Raw genomic sequence first — 23,060 nt, forward strand, 5'->3', positions numbered from 1 at the left:
GTATTCGTTGGTCATTAACCAGGTGGTCTACACCAGCCCCCAGTGAACTGACCCACTTTAGGTTAGGTAGTTTTTGCACCACTCCTTCATCTAAAGGTTTCCATACAAACAGACCTGAGACCCGACTTAAATCGGCCTCAGTAGGCCACAAGTGCACTTGGTTTATATAAGTAGATTGAGAAAGGCCTTCTACCCAAGGCTTAGGATCCCATACCTTAATGGAAAGTAGTACGTCTATTTTCTGCTGATCCATGGATTGTCTTTTATATAAAATCTCCAGGGTTTGAGGGCATCTTCTTCGGCATAATCTACCCCCACTCTGGTACTGGTTACTATTTCATGTTCTTCGAGGCATGGAGCATCTTCGAGCCAAATGTGCTCACTGAGCAACGATAGACCGTAATGCTCCCGGGTGTGTATACCCAAGGCCTGACTGAGCGTTCCGGGACCCGAGCAAAGGCTTTTATCCACCGCTACTTTCTGTCTACGCTTCAGCATAGTTTCTATGCCTTCAACCGGTTGAACAGCCCTTACCAACACCGCATCGGCCTTGTTACGACCGTTGGTAACTATGTTAAACAAATGGTGTATGCCATAACACAGGTATACATAGGCAACACCTCCCCGGGCGTACATAATTTCCGTGCGTTTGGTTCTCACTCCATTGTTGGCGTGGCAGGCCTTGTCATTCCTACCGCTATAGGCTTCTACTTCTGTAATGATCGCAGAAGTATGGTATCCGTTGACGCAGGTATGTACTGTTTTTCCCAGAACTTCTTTTGCCACCTGGACAACATTTTCGCGCAGATAAAAACTTTTTTGAAGCTTCATAGCTGACACAAAGCAACTAAATTCGCTCAAATGAGTTTAACTTGTTGAATTTAAAAAACCGAACAACAATGAAAAAAGGATTTATTGCTTTAGCTACCCTACTTTTTATTTTTAGCGCTAATGTTGTGCTGGCACAACGCGGACCAGCTGCCAGCCCCACTACCACAGTTTCGCAAATGATTGGTAATACGGAAATGACTCTGGTGTATTCCCGACCAAGCCTTGACGGTAGATCGCTGGAAACCCTGGCTCCTAAAGGACAAGTTTGGAGAACTGGAGCTAATGCCAACACCAAAATTAGTTTTAGCAAAGAGGTAACCATTGGCGGACAAAAACTGCCGGCCGGTGAGTATTCTATGTACAGCATTCCGGGCGACAACGAATGGACCATTATTATTAACAAGGCCAAAGTGTGGGGCACTAACTACGATGAGTCGCAAGATGTTATCCGTTTCAAAGCCAAGGCTACTAAAACTGCCAACTCTGTCGAGACCTTTTACATTATGATGCAGGATTTTGACAAGAACAATAAAAACAAAGCCACTATTGAATTGGCCTGGGGCAATACTTCGGTGAAATTTCCGATTGAAGTAACCAACTAATCGAAGTCCCAAAAACAACTCAAAGCTTCTATTCAACGAATGGAAGCTTTTTTTATAAATTCACATACTCAAAACTAAACCTTATGAAAAGAATTATACTTAGTGCAATTGCTTTGATGGTGGCAACACTTGGCTATGCCCAGATTCAAATGCCAGCCGCCAGCCCTACCTTTGAACTGAAAGGAACCGTTGGGCTAGCCGAAGTTAAAGTGGTTTACTCACGCCCTAGTGCCAAAGGCCGTAAAGTGGCCGGTGAACTCATACCCTACAACGAAGTATGGAGAACCGGTGCCAATGCATCGACCAAAATATCGTTTAGCGAAGACGTAAAGCTAGAAGGAAACCCGGTTCCTGCTGGTGAGTATGCCTTATATACCATATTTACAGAAGAAGAAGCAACCATTATTCTGAGTAAAAACCTTACCTGGTGGGGCTCATTGGGTTATGACTCAAAAGATGATTTGTTGCGCTTTAAGGTACCTGTAAAACACCCTAGCAGTCATTATGAAACCTTTACCATAAGTTTTTCGGACTTTACCATGAACTCTGCTTATCTGAACATGAAATGGGAACACACCAAGGCCATGTTCAAAATTGAGAGTGATGTAGACGCAAAGGTGATGGCCCAAATTAAAAGTCAGGTTATTGATGGTAGTCCTCAAAATCCGGGAGTTTATTTTCAGGCAGCCGGTTACTACTACGACACCGAACGCGATGCTCAACAAGCCCTTGAGTGGGTCAACAAGGCTATTGAAGGCTCTGGCCAAAAACAATACTGGGTAATTCATCTGAAAGCCAAACTACTCGCCCGACTTGGCAAAAACACTGAGGCAAAAGCAGCGGCTCAGGAGTCCATGAAGTTGGCCGAAGAAGGTGGAAACCCAGATTATGTGAGGTTAAACCAGAAGTTAATTGCCGGTTTGAAATAAGCTCTGAGTGCTTTTTTAAAACAAAAGGGCTAAAACTATAAAGAGGCTGTTTCCTTTGAATCTATACCATTAGATTCGTAGAAAACAGCCTCTTATTTTTTCTACCCGTCAGGCTTTGGTTGCTGACTTCTTGCTCTTTTCAGAGCTCGCTTTGGTGGTAGTTGTATTTGTTTTGGGCTTTCTTGGCCTAGTGTTGCCAAAAGTTCCCATGGCAATTTTGCCTCTTCTGGTTTTTCTATCTCCTTTTCCCATAAACTGTCTGTTTAAATTTGGAGAATGAAATTACAAAAGACAGAAACTCCTGTCAACGGTAAGAGAAATTACCTTCTTCTGCCCTTTCTTGGCGGACGGGCTCTCTCCTTTCTACGGTTTCGTTTCTCAAAACCAAACTCCCTATTTCTGTTCTTCTGTTTTTTAGAATCTCTCGGAGGACCATCAGTATCTTCATTTACCCGTATTGCGCGCCCGTTGACGCTAATCCCTCTGAATTTAGAAGAAATGTCTTTGCCCAAAACCGGATCCAGATAAAAGAAGCTACAGTTCTTCTTCACCTCTACCTCTTTGAATGCCCCCTTATCGTAACCTGATACGTCTACTAAGAAATGTACCAAGTCGGCTTTTGTGGCTCCATCAATGTCTCCCACATTTATAAAGAAACGCTGAGAGCCATCGCGATTAACCACCGCCCCTCCTCTATCTTCTCTTTTGCCTTGAACCTCGTTCAGATCGTCCGGTTCGTCAAAATTGGTACCATTGTCAACCGCCAGGTGATCTAGCTGCAGAGACAATAATCTTTTGAGCAAATCATTCTTGCTCAAGCCCAGAAGGTCTTCATTCAGGTGAGCCATCAGGTCATTCACTTCTTCATCTACCTTAGTTTTTAAGATAAGATTAGCCCAATGGTTAATACGGCTGTATTTGAGGTCGTTTTTATTAGGCACCTCAACCAACTCAAACTTTACTCCGAGCTTGTTTTCCAGTTCCTTTATCTTCCTGCCTTCTCTGGGGTTAATAAAAGCCAGCGAAATTCCTTTTCTACCCGCTCGGCCCGTGCGCCCGCTACGGTGAGTGTAACTCTCTAATTGATCAGGTAAGCTATGGTGAATTACATGCGTAAGGTCGTTTACGTCTATCCCTCTTGCCGCCACATCGGTAGCAATGAGTAACTGCATGGAACGTGCCTTAAAACGTTTCATTACCGCATCGCGCTGCCCTTGCGACAAATCGCCATGCAAGGCTTCAACACCATACCCCATGTTAGAGAAGGCATCGGCAAACTCTTGGGTTTCTCTTTTGGTGCGGCAAAACATTATGCCTCGCATATCGGGCTGAATGTCTAAAAACCTTCTAATAGCCGCCAGTTTGTTGGCCGTTTTGGTAATGGCATACTGATGGGCAATATCCAGGTTGCTCTTCTGGTGTGTATTCACCGCAACTTCGATGGGCGTGTTCATGTATTTGTCTACAATCCGCCTGATTTCTTGTGGCATTGTAGCCGAAAACAACCATATAGACCGGTCGTCTTGAGTATATGAAATAATTCGATCTATATCTTCCTTAAAGCCCATATTGAGCATTTCATCGGCCTCATCGAGCACTACATAACGAACAGCATCTAATGACACTGCCCTACGCTCAATCAAGTCGATCAATCGGCCCGGAGTGGCCACAACAATTTGAACGGGCTTTTTAAGGGCCCTGATTTGTTTAGATATATCTACTCCTCCGTAAACAACTTCTACGTTTAGTTTTCTTTGGTTGGCCACAAAGCTTTGTAACTGCTTGGCCGTTTGCTGACCCAATTCACGGGTAGGTGCCATTACAATGGCCTGTGTACTATCGTCTTCAAGGTCTATCAAATCGATGAGCGGAAGACCAAAAGCGGCTGTTTTTCCCGTTCCGGTTTGTGCAAGACCAATAAAGTCGGTAGGATTATTCGATAATAATTGTGGAATGGCCTGTTCCTGAATAGGTGTTGGTTGTTCAAAACCCAACTGATCCAACACTTCACATAGTTTTGGAGATAGGCCTAATGATTTAAAATTTGACAAAAAGGTATTATTTAAAATGAGGTCGCAAAGGTAGGAGTAATAAATGGGAACTTACTGTAAACCAGAATATTTATTCCATCACTCCCAAACAATCTAAACTACTTGTAAATCAGCAAAATGCCACCGAATGAATCATGGGTAAATTATGACTCAAAACTTCCCAGGACTCCCCGTCATCGGCAGATAAATAGAGGTTGCCTGTGGTGGTACCAAAAGCCAGTGTATTACCGGCCACATCCAGCGCATGCCTGTACACAATGTCATAGGCCGATTCTTGCGGAAGCCCCTTTCTAAAGGCTTTCCATGTGGCTCCACCATCGTCTGTACGGCACACACAGAGTGCCCCATCAATGGCCACTCTTAGCATATCACTCACACCCGGCACTACCCAAGCTCTTTGCGGATTGGTTTCACTTGCCGCAATAGCAAACCCAAAATTAGCCGGACCATTAGCCTCACTAATATCAGCCCAGTTCTTACCTCCATCGGCCGAACGGTAAATTCCGCAGTGGTTTTGCTGCCACATAACCTGCCTGTTGGCCATGCACCACTCCACCAAATGCGGGTCTTGACCGATTTCAGAATTTGGATCGGGCAAGAAATCTGCCTTTAGCCCTTTGTTTCTTGGCTCCCAGCTTTTACCTCCATCGGTGGTTTCGAAGGTACCCGCACAACTTATGGACACATAGAGGTGGTCCGGATTTTCAGGATTTACCAAAATGGAGTGTATGCCGGGGTAATCTCTTCCCCCACCAAACCATTGATCTTTCCTGCTTGGATGATCCCATAAGGCACGAACCAACTCAAAACTGTCTCCATTATTGGTACTCTTAAAAAGCCCTCCGGGCTCTGTTCCAATATATATTGTTCCGGGTTCGCTCTTTGCACCGGGGCTAAAAGCCCAGAGATAGCGCGTGGTGGCCGGTACACCATCTTTCACTTCTTCACCTTCCGGATATTTGGGTGCTTCCAGCTCTTCCCACACTTTTCCATCGGCCGAGCGGTGCAGTTTACAACCCCAGTGTCCGTGATCTAGCATAGCCCACCAATAACCGGTATGCGCATCTATGGCTGCTAAACTCACCGGAATACCCAGAAAGTGGGTATCGGTATGTTTCCACTCTTGCGAGCCTTTAGCTCTTTGGTATACCATAAGCCCTTTTCTTGAACCTACGAGAAGAATGTTTTTATCTGCCATGGATCTTTTAGTTATGAGTTTTGCTAACCACCCGAAAGTGCCTGCATTACATAAAGCTCATCACTGGCTTTAAGTGCATCAGAGAGTTTTTCTCTGTCTTTAATGAGTTGGTTGCCTATAAAAATATTGACATGTTTTCGCAGTCTTCCTCGCTCATCCACAATGTAGTCTTTCAGCCCTTCATACTCACTCTCAATGAGTTCAACGGCTTCTCTTACATTGCTGCAATTCGCTTCAATAGGCCGTAAATCCGGATAAAAGCGTTTAAGATTAGAGGTAAACTTTATTGTTGCCATACACTAACCTAAGTTATTCATTTTCAAACAGATTCTAAATCCATTGTTGATTATTGTCCGTCTTTTCATGAGTTACTTCGCCTGTATGAAGTGTAGCAGCAGGTTCAAACAGCATTACCCAAACTTCCTCATCGTCCCTGGTATAAGGGTTATGCTCCACTCCTCTCGGCACCACTATTATTTCGCCTGGGTGCACCACCTCTGTTTTGTCGCGAAACTCCATATACAAAGTACCCTTATGTACGTAAAACAGTTCGTCTTCATGCGCATGGCTATGCCATACAAAAGCCCCCTTCAGCTTGGCCAGTTTTACCAACTGACCATTTAGCTCGGCTACAATTCCGGGCTTCCAATAGTCTGTAATGAGCCGAAATTTCTCTTCAATATTTTTGCTGATCATACTGCATGTTACAAAAATTGAAAATGCCTCCATACAGCGCCCCACAAAAGAATTGGCAGATTTAATAATCTTCCCTGCATTATTTGCACTATTCATGTAGGCACATACAAGTTTTGGCTCTGTTTTGAAATGTCATCCAAATGGCCTTATACTTGCGGTTGTTCGATGAGTCACTCAACCATGGATAAGTTCATTGATGTTCGCAAGCTAATTGCCAGTAAAAACCCTTCGCTGGTCAAGTGGCTTCCCGGTTTCATCATTCGTTACATTGAAAAAATCATTCATCAGGATGAGATAAATGCCTTTATGGTTAAGCAGAAAGGTGCCAGTGCCTATGAGTTCTGTAAGGCGACCATGGAAGAGTTTGGCATACAGCTCAACCTCAAAGGAAAGGAGAATGTAATAGCACCTCCACAAAGCTGCATATTTGTGAGCAACCACCCTCTGGGGGGCTTCGATGCCGTGGCTTTTGTGTCGTCAGTCAATGACGTTAGACCGGATATTCGGTTTATTGTCAATGACTTTTTGCTGAGTGTAGAAAACCTTAAAGAACGATTTATTGGGGTAAATAAGGTGGGAAGAAATGCCATTCGCTCTTTGCAGGAGGTAGAAAAACAATTTGCTGATTCCAGTGCCACCTTCATTTTTCCGGCCGGACTGGTGAGCCGTAAACAACAAGGTATAATTAGAGATTTGGAGTGGAAGAAAACCTTCGTTTCCAAAGCAAAAAAGTATAAAAAGCCGGTCATTCCGGTGTATATTGAAGGGAGATTGACCAACCGGTTTTATCGACTGGCCAACATCCGTAAGGCACTTGGCATAAAACTAAATATTGAAATGTTCTTTTTAGTAGATGAGCTATTCAAGCAAAAAGGAACAAAAATGGACATCATTATTGGTGAACCCATCGCCCCCGATACATTCGACAACAGTAAGTCGGAAAAAGAGTGGGCCGCATGGACAAAAGAAAGGGTTTATCAATTAAGACAGTCTTAAACGACTCGTATGAAGCAAAGTAAGGTACAGAAAGAAATCATTCCTCCGGTAGAACGCGAGCTCATCGAAGATGAGTTGACCAGGGAAAGGTTCGTGCAGTGCACTCACAAGGGTAACAATGAAATTTACATTGTCAATCATCATAATTCTCCGCACACTATGCGAGAAATTGGCAGGCTCAGAGAGGTTTCTTTCAGAGCTGCCGGTGGTGGAACAGGTCATGAAATTGACATTGATGAGTATGATACCAATGAGCGTTGCTACGAACAGCTGATTGTCTACAACCGAGAAGATCAGGAGATAATCGGAGGTTACCGCTTTATTACCGGACCAAGGGCCCTGAACCCTCAAACCGGAGAATTTGAGCTCTCTACAGCTCATTACTTTGATTTCTCCAAACAAATGAAAGAAGAGTATCTGCCCGTTTCAATAGAGCTGGGCAGGTCTTGGGTACAACCGGAATATCAGCCTTCTGTAAACCCCAGAAAAGGCGTGTTTGCTCTGGCCAACATTTGGGATGGCCTGGGAGCTCTCATTACCAACTATCCGGAAATAAAGTACTTCTTTGGCAAGGTAACCATGTATCGTAACTATAACAGCGAAGCCAGAGATATTCTACTGGCATTCATGGCTCACTATTTCCCCGATCACCAGAAGCTTTGTACACCTAAAACGGAACTATTTGCCGGATTCGATAACCGTGTTTTCAAAGAATACTTTCAAGAAGATATTCCTTTTAGCGATGGGTTTAAAGTTCTCCATAAGCTTTTGAAAGATCGTGGTGAGTGGATCCCCCCTCTCATTAACATCTACATGAACCTGTCCTCTACCATGATGACTTTTGGCACTGCCTTCAATCCCGATTTTGGAGGCGTTGAAGAAACTGGCCTATTAGTAACCATTGCCGATATTCACGAGGAGGTAAAAGAAAGGCATATTACGGACTACAAGCGCAACGACTGTGTAGATAGTGAGTAGAATTTTGACCGGCCTTTGTCCCATTTTCAGGCGGCCAATCGTGATGGGTATAGAACAAGTTAATTTATACCCTTATGAAAAGATCATTTTTGACCATCAGTGTTGTTTTGTGCTGGGTCTGCATGTCAGTATCGGCCCAACACATTAACAAGGAAGAGCGGCAACTGGCGCTAAAGCATCTAAAGAGTACACAGAGCGACCTATCTCGGCTAGCCAAAGGGCTATCTGATGTACAGCTCAATTACAAACCCGATAAAAGTGCATGGTCTATTGCCGAATGCATTAAGCACATTGCCCTTACTGAAGATAATATTTGGAATTACTTTGTAGCCACCGCCTGGGCTTCGGAGCCAAAAGCCGACAGGCGTGATGAGGTAGTAATGACCGATGAGCAACTCATAGCGGCCATAGAGTCGAGAGCAAATAAAGTAAAGACCAATGAAGCCTTCGAGCCCTCTCAGCTTAAAGTCGCACCTTTAGAAGCTCTGGAACTATTCCAAAAAAGCCGAAAGAGTCACATCGCAGCTTTTGAAGAAGCAAACAATGCCATGAGACATCAGTACGCCAGCCTGCCCTTTGGAATCATAGACGGTTATCAGGCGGTACTGTTCCTTTCGGCCCATACCCGAAGGCACATCGAGCAGATAAAAGAAGTTATGGCTAGTCCGGGTTTTCCGGCTCAATAAAACTATATCCGGGCCGCTGAATACAAAATCATTCCGCGGCCTGATGGTTCAACTCATTGAACATAAGCTGTGCCACACGTTCAGAGGCACCAGTTCCACCTAGTTTGGTCTTAAGAGAGGCATAGTCTGCGAGTATTCTTTGCCTATTGTCCTCATCAAAAAGAAGCTTCAACTCCTTTACCAATCGCTGTTCGTTCAGATCGCCTTCAATAAGTTCCTGAACCGCCATCTTATCCAGAATAAGATTTACCAGGCAAATGTATTTGATACTTACAATGCGCTTGAGCAACTTATATGTTAGCCAACCCGGTTTATAACAAACCACTTGTGGTACACCGAGCAGTGCAGTTTCCAGGGTGGCTGTACCCGAAGTAACTAAGGCTGCCGATGCATGATGGAGAATGTCATAGGTGGCCCCAAAAACCACCTTTACCCTGCCCTCGGTGTACTTTTCGTAAAGGGATAAATCAATGGTTTCAGAGCCGGCCACTACAAATTCATAATCAGGAAAATGGGGAATTACCTTTAACATACGAGGTAGCTTGCCAATAATTTCCTGCTTTCGGCTGCCCGGCAAAAGTGCTACCAGTGGTCTATCGGCCAATTGATGAGTCGATAAAAATTCTTTTCGGCTTAATAGATGTGACTCCTTTTGGGCCAAAGCATCCATAATGGGGTGCCCAACAAAGTCAATGTCGTAGCCATATGATTTATAAAAATCCGGTTCAAAGGGAAGGATAGAGAAAATTCTGTCGGTCCACTGATGAATAGTGTGTACCCTTTTGCGCTTCCAAGCCCAGGCCTGAGGTAAAATGTAATAGAACACTTTGGTATTAAAACCACTTTCTTTTACATACTTGGCAATTCTGAGGTTAAAACCGGAATTATCAATAAGAATGAGTACATCCGGTTGAAAGTTGCGAATATCGGCCTCGCAGAATCTAAAGTTTTGCTTTATGGTGCGAATATTCCAGAGCACTTTGAAAATACCCATAAAGGAAGTTTCTCTAATGTGCTTGGCCAACTCCTGAGCCTCTTTGGCCATACGGTCTCCGCCCCAAACCCTAAAATAAGCGTTCGTATCAAGCTTTTTTAAGGCCTTCATCATGTTGGCCGCATGCATGTCGCCAGAAGCCTCTCCTGCAATGATGTAATACTTCATCGTCCAATTTCGTGGCGGCAAGTTCAGGCTTTGTCGGCAAATATCAAATGGAAAAACCAACTGCCTGTATGCCAGGAACGCCTCATATCATAACTGCTTGATTAATCTGTTCAAAATGGGTAATTAGCCAATAGAAAGTATACCTATGAAAAAATTACTCACCCTTTTTTTGATGCTCTTTGCCCTTATGGCTTGTCAGCAGCAAAAAGAATTGGCAAAAGCCGATTTCAATGTAGCCTATGAAAAGTTCGAGCTGGACAACGGACTAGATGTTGTGTTTCATGTAGACCGTTCAGACCCGGTAGTGGCTGTGGCACTGACTGCCCACGTGGGTTCGGCTCGCGAAAAAGAAGGCCGAACCGGATTTGCCCATTTGTTTGAACACCTGTTATTTCTCGAATCGGAAAACCTTGGTAAAGGCGGGCTCGACAAGCTAAGTGCGCGGGTGGGTGGTTCAGGAGCCAACGGCTCCACCTCACGAGATCGCACCAATTACTTTCAAACCGTTCCCAACGATGCCCTTGAAAAAATGCTTTGGGCCGAAGCCGATAAGCTGGGATGGTTTATCAACACTGTAACTGAACCCGTTTTAGCCAAAGAAAAACAAGTGGTAAAAAACGAAAAACGTCAAAGTAATGACAACCGCCCCTATGGCCATACCAGCTATGTTATAGACAAAAACCTCTACCCTGCCGACCATCCTTACAACTGGCAGGTAATAGGTTCTTTAGAAGACCTGCAAGCGGCCACCTTAGCCGATGTGAAAGAGTTCTTTCGAAAATGGTACGTACCGAACAATGTAACCCTGGTGGTTTCGGGCGATTTTGATACCGAACAGGCCAAAGAATGGGTGAAGAAATACTTCGATGAAATTCCCAGAGGTGAAGAAATAGAACCTCTGAAGCCAAGGCCCGGTGTGGTAGCTACCACTAAAAAGCTGTACCATGAAGATAATTTTGCCAGACTGCCGGAGCTCACCTATACCTGGCCTACCGTGGAGCAATACCACCCAGACAGCTATGCGCTGGATGTACTCACTCAATATCTGGCCTCAGGCAAAAAAGCTCCATTCAACCAAGTGCTGGTTCAAGACAAGAAACTAACCGCTTCCGTACAGATGTACAACAGAACTTCTGAGCTAGCCGGGCAACTCCAGCTTTCCGTTCGAGCCTATGCCGATACCGACCTGGATATTGTAGCAGAAGCTATTAACGAAGCCTTTGTGCGCTTTGAAAACGAAGGGATTACAGAGAAAGACCTTGCCCGAATTAAAGCCGGACAAGAAACAGGCTTTTACAATAGCCTAAGCAGTGTACTTGGCAAGGGCTTTCAGCTAGCTCAATACAATATTTTTGCCAACGACCCCGGGTTTATTAAAAAGGATATTGAAAACATATTGGCGGTAACCACGGCCGATGTAATGCGAGTGTACCAAAAGTATATCAAAGACAAAAACTACATTGCCACCAGCTTTGTGCCTAAAGGACAGAAGTCTTTGGCCCTGGAAAACTCTGTTCAGGCACAGGTAGTGGAGGAGCAAATTGTTCAAGGAGCCGAAGAAACCTTCGATGCCTCCATTCAGGCCAGTTACGAAAGAACCTCATCATCTTTCGACCGAACTGTAGAGCCACCCTACGGACCGGCACCACAAGTTCAGATTCCGGAAGTTTATGAAACTAGTCTCAACAATGGACTAAAGGTATATGGCATTGAGAACAATGAAGTTCCTCTGGTTCAAATTAACATGGTGATAGATGGAGGGCAGCTACTGGAAGGCATGGATAAACTGGGAGCTGCCAATCTCATGGCTGCTCTTATGACCAAAGGCACAAAAAACAAGACCCCTGAAGAACTGGAAGAGGCCATCGACCAGTTGGGGGCTTCTATTGGCGTGTATGCAGGAAAAGAAAGCATAAGAATTTCTGCTAACACACTGGCCAGAAACTATGAAGCTACCCTGGCCCTTATGGAAGAAATATTGCTTGAGCCGCGCTGGGATACGACCGAGTTTGAACTTGCCAAACAACGTACCATAAGTCAAATAAGACAGCAAGAGGCCAACCCAAATGCCATTGCCTCCAATGCCTACGACATTCTCATTTATGGCAAAAACGACATCCGCGCACAAAACCGATTAGGCACTATTGAAACAGTGAATAATCTGACGATAGAAGACTTAAAGACATATTATACTTCTTTTATTTCTCCTTCAGTAGCCAGGTTCCATGTGGTCGGAGACATCTCCCAACAAGACCTGGTCGCATCGCTCAAGGGTTTGGAATCTCGCTGGAAAGCTAAGAGTGTGGTATTACCGGAACTTCCCAAACCTTCTGCACCGGAAAAATCGCAGGTCTATTTCTTCGATGTTCCCGATGCCAAACAATCGGTACTTACCATTGGCTATCCTTCCATGCCGGCCACCGATGAAGATTACTATCCCGCAGTGGTTATGAATTACATTCTTGGTGGAGGTGGCTTTGCTTCAAGACTTACTCAAGAACTGAGAGAAGGCAAAGGCTATACCTATGGCATTAGATCCGGTTTCTCAGGCAACAAAACAGATGGTACTTTTACCATTTCCAGTGGAGTGCGAACAAATGTAACACTTGAGTCTACGCAATTAGTTAAAGAGATTCTAAGCAACTACGGCTCAACCTTTAGCGACAAAGACCTTGAGACCACCAAAGGCTTTTTAATTAAAAGTAATGCCCGGGCCTTTGAAACAGCAGGAGCAAAACTGAACATGCTTGAAAACATCAGTGAACTTGGACTACCATATGACTATGTGAAAGAAAGAGAAGAGGTTGTTCAGGGCATGACAGTAGAGAAGATCAAAGAACTTTCACAAAAGTATCTCAACGAAGATCAAATGATTTGGCTGGTAGTTGGTGATGCTAAAACGCAGTTAAATCGCATGAAGCAGCTTGGTTTTGGAGAACCCATTTTGATCAATAACCTGAGTGGGCCGGAGAAAAAGCCTAAATAACTTAATGAAGTTTGGGGTTCATGGCTACAGAAGCCATGAACTCTGAACCTTCTGTCTTCATTTTCCAATCAATATTTATGAACAGAGCCCTTCATTTGAGAATCCCAAATAGAACAGCCTACTTGGACTCTGCCCCACAAAAACACCCTCGGCTACAGCTTATGAAAGGAATAGTCTGTACCATGTTTATGAGCCTGCTTATGGTTGTAACAAACCTAAATGGTCAGGAAATTGTAGGGTATCGGTTCGTGAAATCAGTACCTGTACCTGACTCCGTAAAACTCGGTTTGTTCAATGACTATACCCTGGTAAATGACGGTAAGTGGCTGGTTGCCACGTTTGGATTTAAACCTTCTCAACACTTTGTATTCGATTTAAAATCGGGAGAACCCCTCTGCTACTTTGAGACTCCCGGTCATCAATCTTATTACTATTATGATGAGCAAATACCGTATGAAATACACATTTATAAAAACCATAAGACCTACTTCATTTATAATATGAACAGCCAATTGCTGATTAAATCGAGGCGAAAGAAACCCATAAAAATAGATTTAGACCGGGGTCGTTATATGCACATTTACAGCAACTATCTCTTCAACAGACAATATGCCCAAGAAAAGAACTGGCTGTTTGAGGTTTTGGAACGCCAATGGTTCAACCTGTACCATAAGATCGAAGACAATTGAGCTTAGCGCAAAAAGCGTTCATCATTCTACGGGAAGGTTGTCCCATAAACCATGAGCTATGAACAACGAACTTTGCCCCAAACCTTGAACTTTTAACTTAAGAGAGTACCTTTGCCGCACAGCTAAAAAACACCATTCATGCTCAAAATTGGGGTTCTCGGTGCCGGTCATCTCGGCAAAATTCACATCAAATGCATTAAAGATATTTCAGAGTACCAACTTGTTGGTTTTTACGATGCCCAACCGGACAATGCCAGGGCTGTAGCCCAAGAACATGGAATAAAGGCATTTGAAACTATCGAATCGCTCATTGAAGCGGTCGATGTAATCGATATAGTCACCCCTACTCTTTCGCACTTTGAGTGTGCCGAAAAGGCACTGAAAGCCGGAAAGCATGTATTTATAGAGAAGCCCGTTACCAACACCCTTCAAGAAGCCGAACAGCTTATTGCCCTAAAAGATGAACTGAAACTTAAAATTCAGGTTGGCCACGTAGAGCGATTCAACCCCGCTTTTGTGGCAGCGAAACCATTCCTAAAGCAGCCTATGTTCATCGAATCTCACCGATTGGCCCAGTTCAATCCCAGAGGACTCGATGTACCGGTAGTACTGGATCTGATGATTCACGACATCGATATCATTCTCAAGTCGGTGGGGTCAGCGGTAGAAAAGATATCGGCCAGTGGCGTAAACGTAGTAGCCGATACGCCCGATATTGCCAATGCCCGACTGGAGTTTGCTAACGGATGTGTAGCCAATCTTACCACCAGCCGCATAGCAGTGAAGAACATGCGCAAATCAAGATTTTTTCAGAAAGACGCTTATGTGGCCGTAGATTTTCTGGAGAAAAGCTCCGAGATTGTGCGAATGCAGGAAGCTACCGGAAATGAAGGCCCGTTTTCAATGGTGTTGGATTTGGGTGAAGAAAAGGGTAAGAAGGAGATTATCTTCGAGAACCCCAAGGTACATCCATCTAACGCTATTCGAGAAGAGCTAGCCAGTTTCCATAGAGCCATAATAGAAGATTCCGTACCCATTGTGACCATTGAAGACGGATACAAAGCCTTGCGAGTGGCTCATGACATTCTGAACGAAATAGAGAAGAACCTGCAGAAAATCGGCTAAACTATTTGCCCATATTCTGGCTTGTACTAACAGGTTCATTTTTCAACACTAAACCCCAAACCAATGGATAATAGAAGACTTCTTCCCATCATTGTTATTTCAGTTATTGCCCTTATTGTTGTGGTAGGGCTATCTTCCAGTATTTTCTACACCATACAGGCCAATGAACGGGCCGTATTGTTCAAGAAGTTTTCGGGAGGCTTAGACAAAGAAAACGTAATAGCCCCTGGGTTTCACATGAAAGCCCCCTGGAACGACCTTATTGTTTTCGATGTAGCCGAAAGCAAAAGAGAAGAAACAATGGATGTGCTGGATAAAAATGGTTTGAGCATTAAAGTAGATGTCTCCGTACGCTTTAACCCTAAATTCGATAAAATTGGACACATCTATGAGCGTTTCAGACTTGACTACATCAATACGCTGGTTGTGCCTGAGGTACGTTCCACCGTTCGGCAGGTAATGGGTCGATACTCGGCCGAAGAAATTTATTCTACCAAACGCCCTGAAGTGGAGGCGGCCATTCGTAATGAAACAGCCGAAGTGTTGGGCAATGAAACCAACAATATTGAAATGACCACCCTGCTTATCCGATCCATTAATTTACCGGATAAAATCAAACAAGCCATTGAAAACAAATTGCAGCAAGAGCAAGAAGCACTGGCCTATCAGTTTAGGTTAGACAAAGAAAAAAGTGAGGCCGAAAGAAAGCGTATTGCAGCAGAAGGAGAAGCTCAGGCCAACAAAATTGTCAATAGCAGCTTAACACCAAACTTACTTAGGATGAGAGGCATTGAAGCCACATTAAAACTGGCAGAATCGACAAATGCCAAAATAGTTGTGATCGGTCAGGGAAAAGACGGTTTGCCACTCATTCTGGGCAATAATTAAAATATTGCCCAACGACAGAACAAGAATTTTTTTTCATTGTTTATTAGAGTAAATTCGCTCGCGCGATTGAAAACCTACAAAAGTTAACACAATCTAAACGATGTCAAATACTGCAGAATTAAGAATTGACGGAAAGTCCTACGAACTTCCGGTTATAGAAGGAACCGAAAATGAGAAAGCAATCGATATTTCTTCCCTAAGGGGAGAAAGTGGAGTAATAACTATCGACCCCGGCTTTAAAAATACAGGTTCAACAACCAGTGCCATTACATTTCTCGATGGCGAAAAAGGTATTCTGAGATATAGAGGTTATTCAATTGAAGAGTTGGCTGAAAAGTCGAACTTCCTGGAGGTGGCTTATTTGCTCATCTATGGCGAGCTGCCAGACAAAGCAACCTACGATAAGTTTGTGAGCGATATTACCATGCACACCCTGGTGCATGAAGATGTTAAGAAAATTTTGGAAGGCTTTCCGTCTACAGCACACCCAATGGGGGTACTTTCTTCATTAGTATGTGCTCAAACAGCCTTCTACCCTGCCTCGTTAGATCCGAATCGTTCGGCTACCGAAGTAGATATGAGTATTATCAGGCTGATTGCAAAAATGCCAACTTTTGCGGCTTGGTCTTATAAAAATCAGATCGGTCATCCGGTGAACTACCCGGACAATAACCTGAATTACACAGCCAACTTCCTTAAAATGATGTTTGCTACTCCTGCCGAAGAGTATGAGGTAGACCCTGTAGTAGCCAATGCACTTGACAAGCTATTAATATTGCATGCAGACCATGAGCAAAACTGCTCTACCTCAACCGTGCGAGTAGTTGGATCTTCTCATGCCAGTATGTATGCTTCAATTTCTGCCGGAATCAATGCATTATGGGGGCCGCTTCATGGAGGTGCCAATCAGGCTGTAATTGAAATGTTGGAAAACATTAGAAAAGATGGCGGTGATACTAAAAAATGGATGGCTAAGGCTAAAGACAAAAACGATCCGTTCCGTCTTATGGGCTTTGGTCATAGAGTATATAAAAACTTTGACCCGCGAGCTAAGATTATTAAAAAGGCTGCCGATGATGTTTTGGCCAAACTTGGAGTGAAAGATCCGGTGTTGGATATTGCTAAAGGCCTTGAAGAAGAGGCATTGAACGACCCTTACTTCGTAGAAAGAAAGCTTTATCCGAACGTAGACTTCTACTCAGGCATTATCTACAGAGCGTTGGGTATTCCTACCGATATGTTTACTGTAATGTTTGCCATGGGTAGACTACCCGGCTGGATTGCTCAGTGGAAAGAAATGAGAGAAAACAAAGAACCAATTGGAAGACCACGCCAGGTGTACACCGGTGCCAACCAAAGGCCTTATGTAGGAATGGATAAGCGCTAAGTACAGCTTAAGCCTTCCACTCAACCGGCTCAAGTGTCAGTTCTATAGTATAGAAAGACCTTGAGCCGGTTTTTTTATGCCCCCTACTCTTTCACCAACAATACAGGGCACTCGCAGTTATATGAGCATGGCAACGTGCTTATTTTTTTATCGTAATGGCATTGCCCGATGGTTCTAAAAAATATTTTCGAGAGCCGTTCAATTCACTATTGAAAAATCAATTTACTATAGATATTAGCTGCATGGACAATAAGACCTTTCAAAACATAGAGTTATCATACCTTAAGATAGAAGACTATCAGGAGCTCAAAGAAGCAATGATCAACGCATACTCCAGTATGCCCGATGCCTACTGGAAAGAGCATCACATTCAGTCGCTTCTCGATAAATTTCCTGAAGGCCAAATTGTGGTGAAAGTTAATGGCGACATTGCGGGTTGTGCCCTATCGATTTTGGTGGAGTCTAAAAAATTCAAGCATCAGCATACCTTCAGGCAAATAACCGGAAACTACACCTTTAGTACCCACAGTACTAAAGGCGACTTACTCTACGGCATAGAGGTTTTTATTAAAGCCGAATTCAGAGGTATGCGCATTGGACGGAGGATGTATGACTACCGCAAAGACCTTTGCGAAAGGCTCAACTTAAAAGGTATAGTGTTTGGAGGCCGTATTCCCAACTACCACAAATATGCCGATGAGTATACTCCTAAAGAATACATTGAGAAAGTACGCCAGAAAGAAGTTCACGATCCCGTGCTCAACTTTCAGTTGTCTAACGACTTTCACCCTGTAAGCATTCTAAAAGGCTATTTAGAAGGCGATGAAGCTTCCAATGAATTTGCCGTACTTCTTCGCTGGGACAATATATACTACGAAACGCCCAGTAAAGAAGCCGCCATTACCAAAACGGTCGTAAGGCTAGGTATTGTACAATGGCAAATGCGGCCATACAATGGCTTGGAACATTTGCTTAAAAATGCAGAATACTTTATCGATGCACTAAGCGGATATAAGAGTGATTTCGCTCTTTTTCCTGAGTTTTTCAATGCCCCACTTATGGCCGAATTTAACCACCTCAGTGAGCCGGAGGCCATTCGAAAACTGGCCGAATTTACGCCTGCTATAGTCGAAGAGTTTTCTAACCTGGCCATTAGCTACAACATCAATATTATAGCCGGTAGTATGCCGGAGGTGGTAGATGACAAACTCTACAACGTGGGCTACCTGTGTAAACGAGACGGAAAAATAGATCGCTACGAAAAACTACACGCTACCCCCGATGAAAAGAAAGTATGGGCCATGACAGGCGGAAACACCCTGAAAACGTTCGATACAGACTGCGGGAAAATAGGTATTCTCATTTGCTACGATGTAGAGTTTCCTGAGCTTCCTCGTCTACTGGCCGATGAAGGAATGGATATTCTCTTTGTTCCGTTTCTTACCGATACTCAAAACGGCTACTCACGAGTTAGACACTGTGCGCAAGCCAGAGCCATTGAAAATGAGTGCTATGTAGCCATAGCCGGTAGTGTAGGCAACTTGCCCAATGTGCACAACATGGATATACAATATGCCCAATCTATGGTTTTTACACCTTGCGATTTTCAGTTTCCAACCAATGGAATAAAAGCAGAAGCCACCCCCAACGCAGAAACCATAGTGATTGCCGATGTGGACCTCGACTTACTCACCGAACTGCATAATGTGGGAAGTGTTAAAAACCTGAAAGACAGAAGGAAAGACATCTTTAGCTTAACAAAAGTTTAGCACACACAAGTGCCTGAACAGATGGGATAAATAAAAGCCGGGTTAAAGCTGTATTCTAAAAAATACGGTTGCCGGCCCTTGTTTTCATACCAAAGTATGAGAAGAAACTATACATGCCCTAGCAAATTTGCCTGAAGAACCGTAGAACTATGACTTGGAAAAAAGGAAGGGGAAAACTTGGACTATTTGAGCCGTTACTCGGCCGGTGGGTAGCCGAAGAACACTCTGCACAAAGGCCTGCGCTTCGTTGCACCAGAACGTTCAGTAAAGTACTAAAAGGTAAATACATAGCCTTAAATGCCCACTGGCAATCGTCAGAAATAGACTACGAAGACCTGACTCTTTTTGGTACAACAGCCCTGAAAAACATCGGGTTTTGGTCATTTCAATCAGACGGAAAGCAGGCTCAGGGTTATTTGGCCAATGCTGAAGACATCCACCCACAAGCCATCTGTTTCGAAGTACAAATGCCATCCGGACTGGCCCGGCAGGTCTATTGGCCTGATGAAAAGGAAGGATTTCATTGGGTGGTAGAATCCAAAACCAAGAAAGGATGGAACCGATTTGTACATCATCATTATCATCCAGCTCCGTAAACTTTCGGTCAAAGATTTCATTTCTTTCTACCTAATTTTCGGGCATTACTTACCTTTGCCAAAAGGTTTGAAAATGATTGATATGAATAACCCCTGGCACAAGGTAAGTGTAGGAGAAAGTGCGCCAGATGTGGTGAATGGCATTATTGAGATACCACAAAACACAAGAGCCAAATATGAGCTCGATAAAGATACAGGACTGCTAAAGATGGATCGTGTGATTTACTCCAGCATGCACTATCCTCACAACTATGGTTTCATTCCTCAAACATATTGCGATGACAACGACCCACTAGACATACTTGTGCTTTCCCAAATTTCTATTGTGCCCATGTGCCTGGTTGAAGCCAAAGTAATTGGAGTAATGCGCATGTTAGATGGTGGTGAAAAAGATGATAAAATTATTGCTGTAGCCAATAACGACATGTCGGTAAAGCATTTTGACGACATCAGTGAACTCCCGGAGCATTTCATAAAAGAGCTTCGCAATTTTTTTGAAGACTATAAAAAGTTGGAGAATAAAACTGTTGAGGTTGAAGAATTCCAAAACGCGCTTACGGCCAAAGAAATTATTAAAAAGAGCATTTCAGACTACAAGGCAAAATTTACCAGTTAGTCCGTCTCAGTTTAAACCATTTAGACCGTTAATGACTAGCGGCCAAAGAGACCACTCTAAAGTCTGGAGCTAAGAATGTGTTTAAGCGACCAATGAGGTTTAGAGTGGCCTCTCTCCTCCTTCCGGTTAAAACTCCTTGCCTCACTGAATGAATAGCCTTATCTTCTTGCTTAATCTGCCAAGCATGGATAAGCGAACCTTTCTTAAAAACCTGATAGGCACAACGTTGGCTGCCACGCCTTTCTATAAGGAAATTGGGCAACTTGTTGAATCAAACGATAAATTCTCTGCTGAGGAGCTAGCACAGAATGAAGATTTTTGGGGTAAGATTAGAAAAGACTACCTGCTAAAGCCGGACTACATCAACTTAGAAAACGGCTACTATTGCATGATGCCTCAACCCACCCTTGAGCGCTATCTCGAAAGAATTCGATACATCAACCTCCATGCGTCTTATTACATGCGTACCGACCAGTGGCGCAACAAAGCCAAATCGGCAGCGGCACTGGCCCAGCTGGCCAAGTGTAATAACGATGAACTGATTATTACACGAAATACCACCGAATCTTTAGACACCATTATTCAGGGTTTTCCATGGAAAAGAGGCGATGAGGCCGTAATGGCTAATCAAGACTATGGAGCCATGCTAAACATGTTCAAGCAAGTAGAAGCCAGGCAGGGAATTGTGCTTAAGGCCATTGATGTACCTATGAACCCATCGCGAGACGAGGTGATTGTAGAGGCTTATCGAAAGGCCATTACACCTAAAACCCGCTTATTGATGGTCTGTCACATGATTAACATAACCGGTCATATTCTGCCCATTCGTAAAATTTGCGATATGGCTCATAGTCTGGGAGTTGAAGTAATGGTGGATGGTGCACATGCATTCGGACACATTGACTTCGACATGAAAGAGCTAGACTGCGATTACTATGGCACCAGCCTGCATAAGTGGATGAGTGTGCCCTTAGGCGCTGGCTTTCTATATGTTAAAAAAGATAAGATCGATAAAATATGGCCCTTAATGGCCGAAGGAAAAACAGAGTCTGGCGACATAAAACGACTCAATCACATAGGTACTCATCCGGTGGCCACTGACCTGACCATACTAGACGCGATAGACTACCACAACATGATTGGGATTGCCCGAAAAGAAGCCCGACTCAGGTATTTAAAAAGTTACTGGGTAGAAAAAGTGAGGGGTATTGAAAACATAGTGCTCAACACCCCTCAAGACAAAGACAGGTCTTGTGCCATCGCCAATGTTGGTATAAAACAAATGAAACCTTCAGATATGGCTAAAAGCCTTATGCAAAACTATAACATCTGGACTGTGGCCATTGATGGAGCCGGTGTGCATGGATGCAGAATAACGCCCAATGTATATACTACCACCCAAGAGCTAGACCGCTTTGTTGAAGCCTTAAAAGATATGGTTTAACATAGTGACAGGCTAACTCATCCAATTGGCACTAGTTGGTTTGTGGCACGGTGCATTAACCTTGTAGGCCTATTGCAGTCAAAAAAGGTTTATCGCTCTTCGTCAAACACTTCATTAAACAAACTCATTAGCTCATTCCAACTGGCTTTATCCGCATCTTCGTTATACATCAGTGGCAGGTTGAATTTTTCACCTAAGGCGTTGGCACCCGGGCTAGTAAAGGCATGGACAGCGCCATCATAAGCCACATACTTATAGTCTGCACCCACAGAGTCCATAGCGGCACGGAAGCGAGCTACTGAACTTGCCGGAACAAAAGGATCATCAGCCCCATTGGCTACCAAAATCTTCGCTTTAATATCCTTAGTAGGCTTTATGGGTAAATCTACACCGGAATGAAATGCGGCAACGGCATCCAGATTATAACCTGCATTGGCCATGCTCAGTACGACCGACCCTCCAAAACAGTAACCAATTGCGGCTATTCTGTCGGGGTCTACATTGGGATTGGATTTTAGAGTTGCCAAAGCCGCATCGAACCGGGCTTTGGCTTCTTCCAGGTTAGACATTACCTCTCCTGCAAATTTACCTGCATCGTCCGGATGTTCGGCCTGCTTCCCTTCACCATACATATCCACAGCCAGAGCCACATACCCTAACCGGGCTAATTCATCGGCCCTACTTCTCACATACTCATTGTGTCCCCACCATTCATGAACGACTATAACTCCCGGTCGCCTTTCTTTAGAACTTTTATTATAGGCTATGTAGCCCTTCATTTCGGTAGTTTCCGTACTATAGCTCACCTCCTGACCTACCATATCTGAAGCACTATCGTTACCCGATGAGGGCTTCTCGTTGCACGATACTAGAACAACCAGCAGTAGCGAAAAAAGTATAGTTTTTATTGACTTCATATTCATCATACGATCATTTGTTTATAAAACTCTCGTTCCGGTAAATGGTTCGCTTGCTAGATACTAAAACCATCATCACTGTAAAAAGTGCGTCTGTGTAATTCGGCATGTGCATTATAAAAAAATGATTTAGCTTAGATTAAAACCTAATGGATTAGTTAAACCGCAATGCTCAGTTACACCATGAAAACTCTTCGACTTTTTTTGTCCGTATTCGCTTTAGTTATACTTAGCGTTAGCCATACAGCTCATGCCCAGAACACCGAACAGCAGGTGTCTGAACTCTATGACCTGGCCACTCAATTAAGAGCAGACTACGGCAGTCTCTCCCGCTTCTATGCCATTTGGAATTCTCCTGAACGAAGAGAGCGTTTTGAGCAATTTTTCAACGACTACTCACAAAAACTATCGACTTACAACTTCAACAAGCTATCGAGAGGTGGGCAGGTAGATTACATTTTGATTGATAACTACATAAAAGACCACCTGTATCAACTCCGAGAGGAAGCTGAAG

At 43.8% G+C, this 23,060-nt stretch carries 22 protein-coding genes and 2 pseudogenes; 15 read left to right on the forward strand and 9 right to left on the reverse strand.

Annotation, left to right across the window (positions count from 1 at the left end):
• Together B3763_RS17950 and B3763_RS17955 are read right to left on the reverse strand one after the other, a co-directional pair.
• Positions 1-253: pseudogene (locus B3763_RS17950) on the reverse strand (hypothetical protein); the annotation flags it as partial.
• Positions 235-831, reverse strand: a complete 597-nt coding sequence (locus tag B3763_RS17955; RefSeq protein WP_286748262.1) for a DNA-3-methyladenine glycosylase — start codon at positions 829-831, stop codon at positions 235-237. The gene B3763_RS17955 and the pseudogene B3763_RS17950, both read right to left, overlap by 19 nt.
• Before the next feature lie 68 nt (positions 832-899).
• Here B3763_RS17955 and B3763_RS17960 point away from each other — a divergent pair, with 68 nt between their 5' ends.
• Both B3763_RS17960 and B3763_RS17965 read left to right on the forward strand, forming a co-directional pair.
• Positions 900-1,433, forward strand: coding sequence for a DUF2911 domain-containing protein (locus tag B3763_RS17960; RefSeq protein ID WP_189631375.1), 534 nt, complete (start codon positions 900-902; stop codon positions 1,431-1,433).
• Between the two features lie 83 nt (positions 1,434-1,516).
• Entirely contained in the window at positions 1,517-2,362 is an 846-nt protein-coding gene (locus B3763_RS17965; RefSeq protein WP_189631376.1) for a DUF2911 domain-containing protein, read from the forward strand.
• A 108-nt stretch (positions 2,363-2,470) separates the two neighbouring features.
• Here the strand turns inward: B3763_RS17965 and B3763_RS17970 are convergent, their stop codons facing one another.
• The 5 genes from B3763_RS17970 to B3763_RS17990 form a co-directional block, all read right to left on the reverse strand.
• Positions 2,471-2,614 carry a 30S ribosomal protein THX gene (locus B3763_RS17970; protein ID WP_189631377.1) on the reverse strand — a complete coding sequence of 48 codons (144 nt, stop codon included), beginning with the start codon at positions 2,612-2,614 and terminating at the stop codon, positions 2,471-2,473.
• A gap of 68 nt (positions 2,615-2,682) precedes the next feature.
• The gene (locus B3763_RS17975) at positions 2,683-4,413 is read right to left on the reverse strand and encodes a DEAD/DEAH box helicase (protein WP_189631378.1); all 1,731 of its coding nucleotides are present in this window, start codon (positions 4,411-4,413) and stop codon (positions 2,683-2,685) included.
• A 109-nt stretch (positions 4,414-4,522) separates the two neighbouring features.
• A complete protein-coding gene (locus B3763_RS17980) occupies positions 4,523-5,611 on the reverse strand; it encodes a WD40/YVTN/BNR-like repeat-containing protein (RefSeq protein WP_286748263.1) in 1,089 nt (362 codons plus the stop codon).
• Positions 5,612-5,634: 23 nt separating this feature from the next.
• Entirely contained in the window at positions 5,635-5,907 is a 273-nt protein-coding gene (locus B3763_RS17985) for a MoaD/ThiS family protein (RefSeq protein ID WP_189631380.1), read from the reverse strand.
• A 34-nt stretch (positions 5,908-5,941) separates the two neighbouring features.
• Positions 5,942-6,307, reverse strand: a complete 366-nt coding sequence (locus B3763_RS17990; RefSeq protein WP_286748264.1) for a cupin domain-containing protein — start codon at positions 6,305-6,307, stop codon at positions 5,942-5,944.
• A gap of 180 nt (positions 6,308-6,487) precedes the next feature.
• Between B3763_RS17990 and B3763_RS17995 the strand changes: the two genes are divergently transcribed.
• From B3763_RS17995 to B3763_RS18005, 3 genes are all read left to right on the forward strand, one after another.
• Entirely contained in the window at positions 6,488-7,303 is an 816-nt protein-coding gene (locus tag B3763_RS17995) for a glycerol acyltransferase (RefSeq protein ID WP_286748265.1), read from the forward strand.
• Positions 7,304-7,312: 9 nt separating this feature from the next.
• On the forward strand, positions 7,313-8,281 hold the full coding sequence (locus B3763_RS18000; protein WP_189631383.1) for a GNAT family N-acetyltransferase: 969 nt from the start codon (positions 7,313-7,315) through the stop codon (positions 8,279-8,281).
• Positions 8,282-8,355: 74 nt separating this feature from the next.
• Complete coding sequence (locus B3763_RS18005) at positions 8,356-8,967, forward strand: DinB family protein (RefSeq protein ID WP_286748266.1); 612 nt, start codon at positions 8,356-8,358, stop codon at positions 8,965-8,967.
• 28 nt (positions 8,968-8,995) lie between these two features.
• On the opposite strand, the gene lpxB is transcribed toward B3763_RS18005, so the two are convergent.
• Complete coding sequence (lpxB, locus tag B3763_RS18010) at positions 8,996-10,129, reverse strand: lipid-A-disaccharide synthase (protein ID WP_286748267.1); 1,134 nt, start codon at positions 10,127-10,129, stop codon at positions 8,996-8,998.
• Between the two features lie 145 nt (positions 10,130-10,274).
• Between lpxB and B3763_RS18015 the strand changes: the two genes are divergently transcribed.
• The 9 genes from B3763_RS18015 to B3763_RS18055 all read left to right on the forward strand — a co-directional run bounded on the left by B3763_RS18015 (position 10,275) and on the right by B3763_RS18055 (position 21,629).
• Positions 10,275-13,115, forward strand: coding sequence for a M16 family metallopeptidase (locus B3763_RS18015; RefSeq protein WP_286748268.1), 2,841 nt, complete (start codon positions 10,275-10,277; stop codon positions 13,113-13,115).
• A 77-nt stretch (positions 13,116-13,192) separates the two neighbouring features.
• Entirely contained in the window at positions 13,193-13,804 is a 612-nt protein-coding gene (locus B3763_RS18020) for a hypothetical protein (RefSeq protein ID WP_286748269.1), read from the forward strand.
• A 138-nt stretch (positions 13,805-13,942) separates the two neighbouring features.
• Positions 13,943-14,929, forward strand: a complete 987-nt coding sequence (locus B3763_RS18025) for a Gfo/Idh/MocA family protein (RefSeq protein WP_189631388.1) — start codon at positions 13,943-13,945, stop codon at positions 14,927-14,929.
• Between the two features lie 63 nt (positions 14,930-14,992).
• Positions 14,993-15,817: a prohibitin family protein gene (locus tag B3763_RS18030; RefSeq protein WP_189631389.1), complete on the forward strand. Its 825-nt coding sequence runs from the start codon at positions 14,993-14,995 to the stop codon at positions 15,815-15,817.
• 100 nt (positions 15,818-15,917) lie between these two features.
• Complete coding sequence (locus B3763_RS18035; RefSeq protein WP_189631390.1) at positions 15,918-17,204, forward strand: citrate synthase; 1,287 nt, start codon at positions 15,918-15,920, stop codon at positions 17,202-17,204.
• 242 nt (positions 17,205-17,446) lie between these two features.
• Positions 17,447-18,973 carry a carbon-nitrogen hydrolase family protein gene (locus B3763_RS18040; protein WP_189631391.1) on the forward strand — a complete coding sequence of 509 codons (1,527 nt, stop codon included), beginning with the start codon at positions 17,447-17,449 and terminating at the stop codon, positions 18,971-18,973.
• Between the two features lie 149 nt (positions 18,974-19,122).
• Entirely contained in the window at positions 19,123-19,569 is a 447-nt protein-coding gene (locus B3763_RS18045; protein WP_286748270.1) for a hypothetical protein, read from the forward strand.
• A gap of 82 nt (positions 19,570-19,651) precedes the next feature.
• Positions 19,652-20,185, forward strand: a complete 534-nt coding sequence (locus B3763_RS18050) for an inorganic diphosphatase (protein ID WP_189631393.1) — start codon at positions 19,652-19,654, stop codon at positions 20,183-20,185.
• A gap of 184 nt (positions 20,186-20,369) precedes the next feature.
• A complete protein-coding gene (locus B3763_RS18055) occupies positions 20,370-21,629 on the forward strand; it encodes an aminotransferase class V-fold PLP-dependent enzyme (RefSeq protein ID WP_286748271.1) in 1,260 nt (419 codons plus the stop codon).
• 89 nt (positions 21,630-21,718) lie between these two features.
• On the opposite strand, the gene B3763_RS18060 is transcribed toward B3763_RS18055, so the two are convergent.
• Positions 21,719-22,546, reverse strand: coding sequence for a dienelactone hydrolase family protein (locus B3763_RS18060; protein WP_286748272.1), 828 nt, complete (start codon positions 22,544-22,546; stop codon positions 21,719-21,721).
• Between the two features lie 183 nt (positions 22,547-22,729).
• On the opposite strand from B3763_RS18060, the pseudogene B3763_RS18065 reads away from it, so the two are divergent.
• Positions 22,730-23,060, forward strand: a pseudogene (locus B3763_RS18065) (DUF885 domain-containing protein); the annotation flags it as partial.

The organism is Roseivirga sp. UBA1976 (genome assembly GCF_002336325.1).
GTDB lineage: Bacteria > Bacteroidota > Bacteroidia > Cytophagales > Cyclobacteriaceae > Roseivirga > Roseivirga thermotolerans.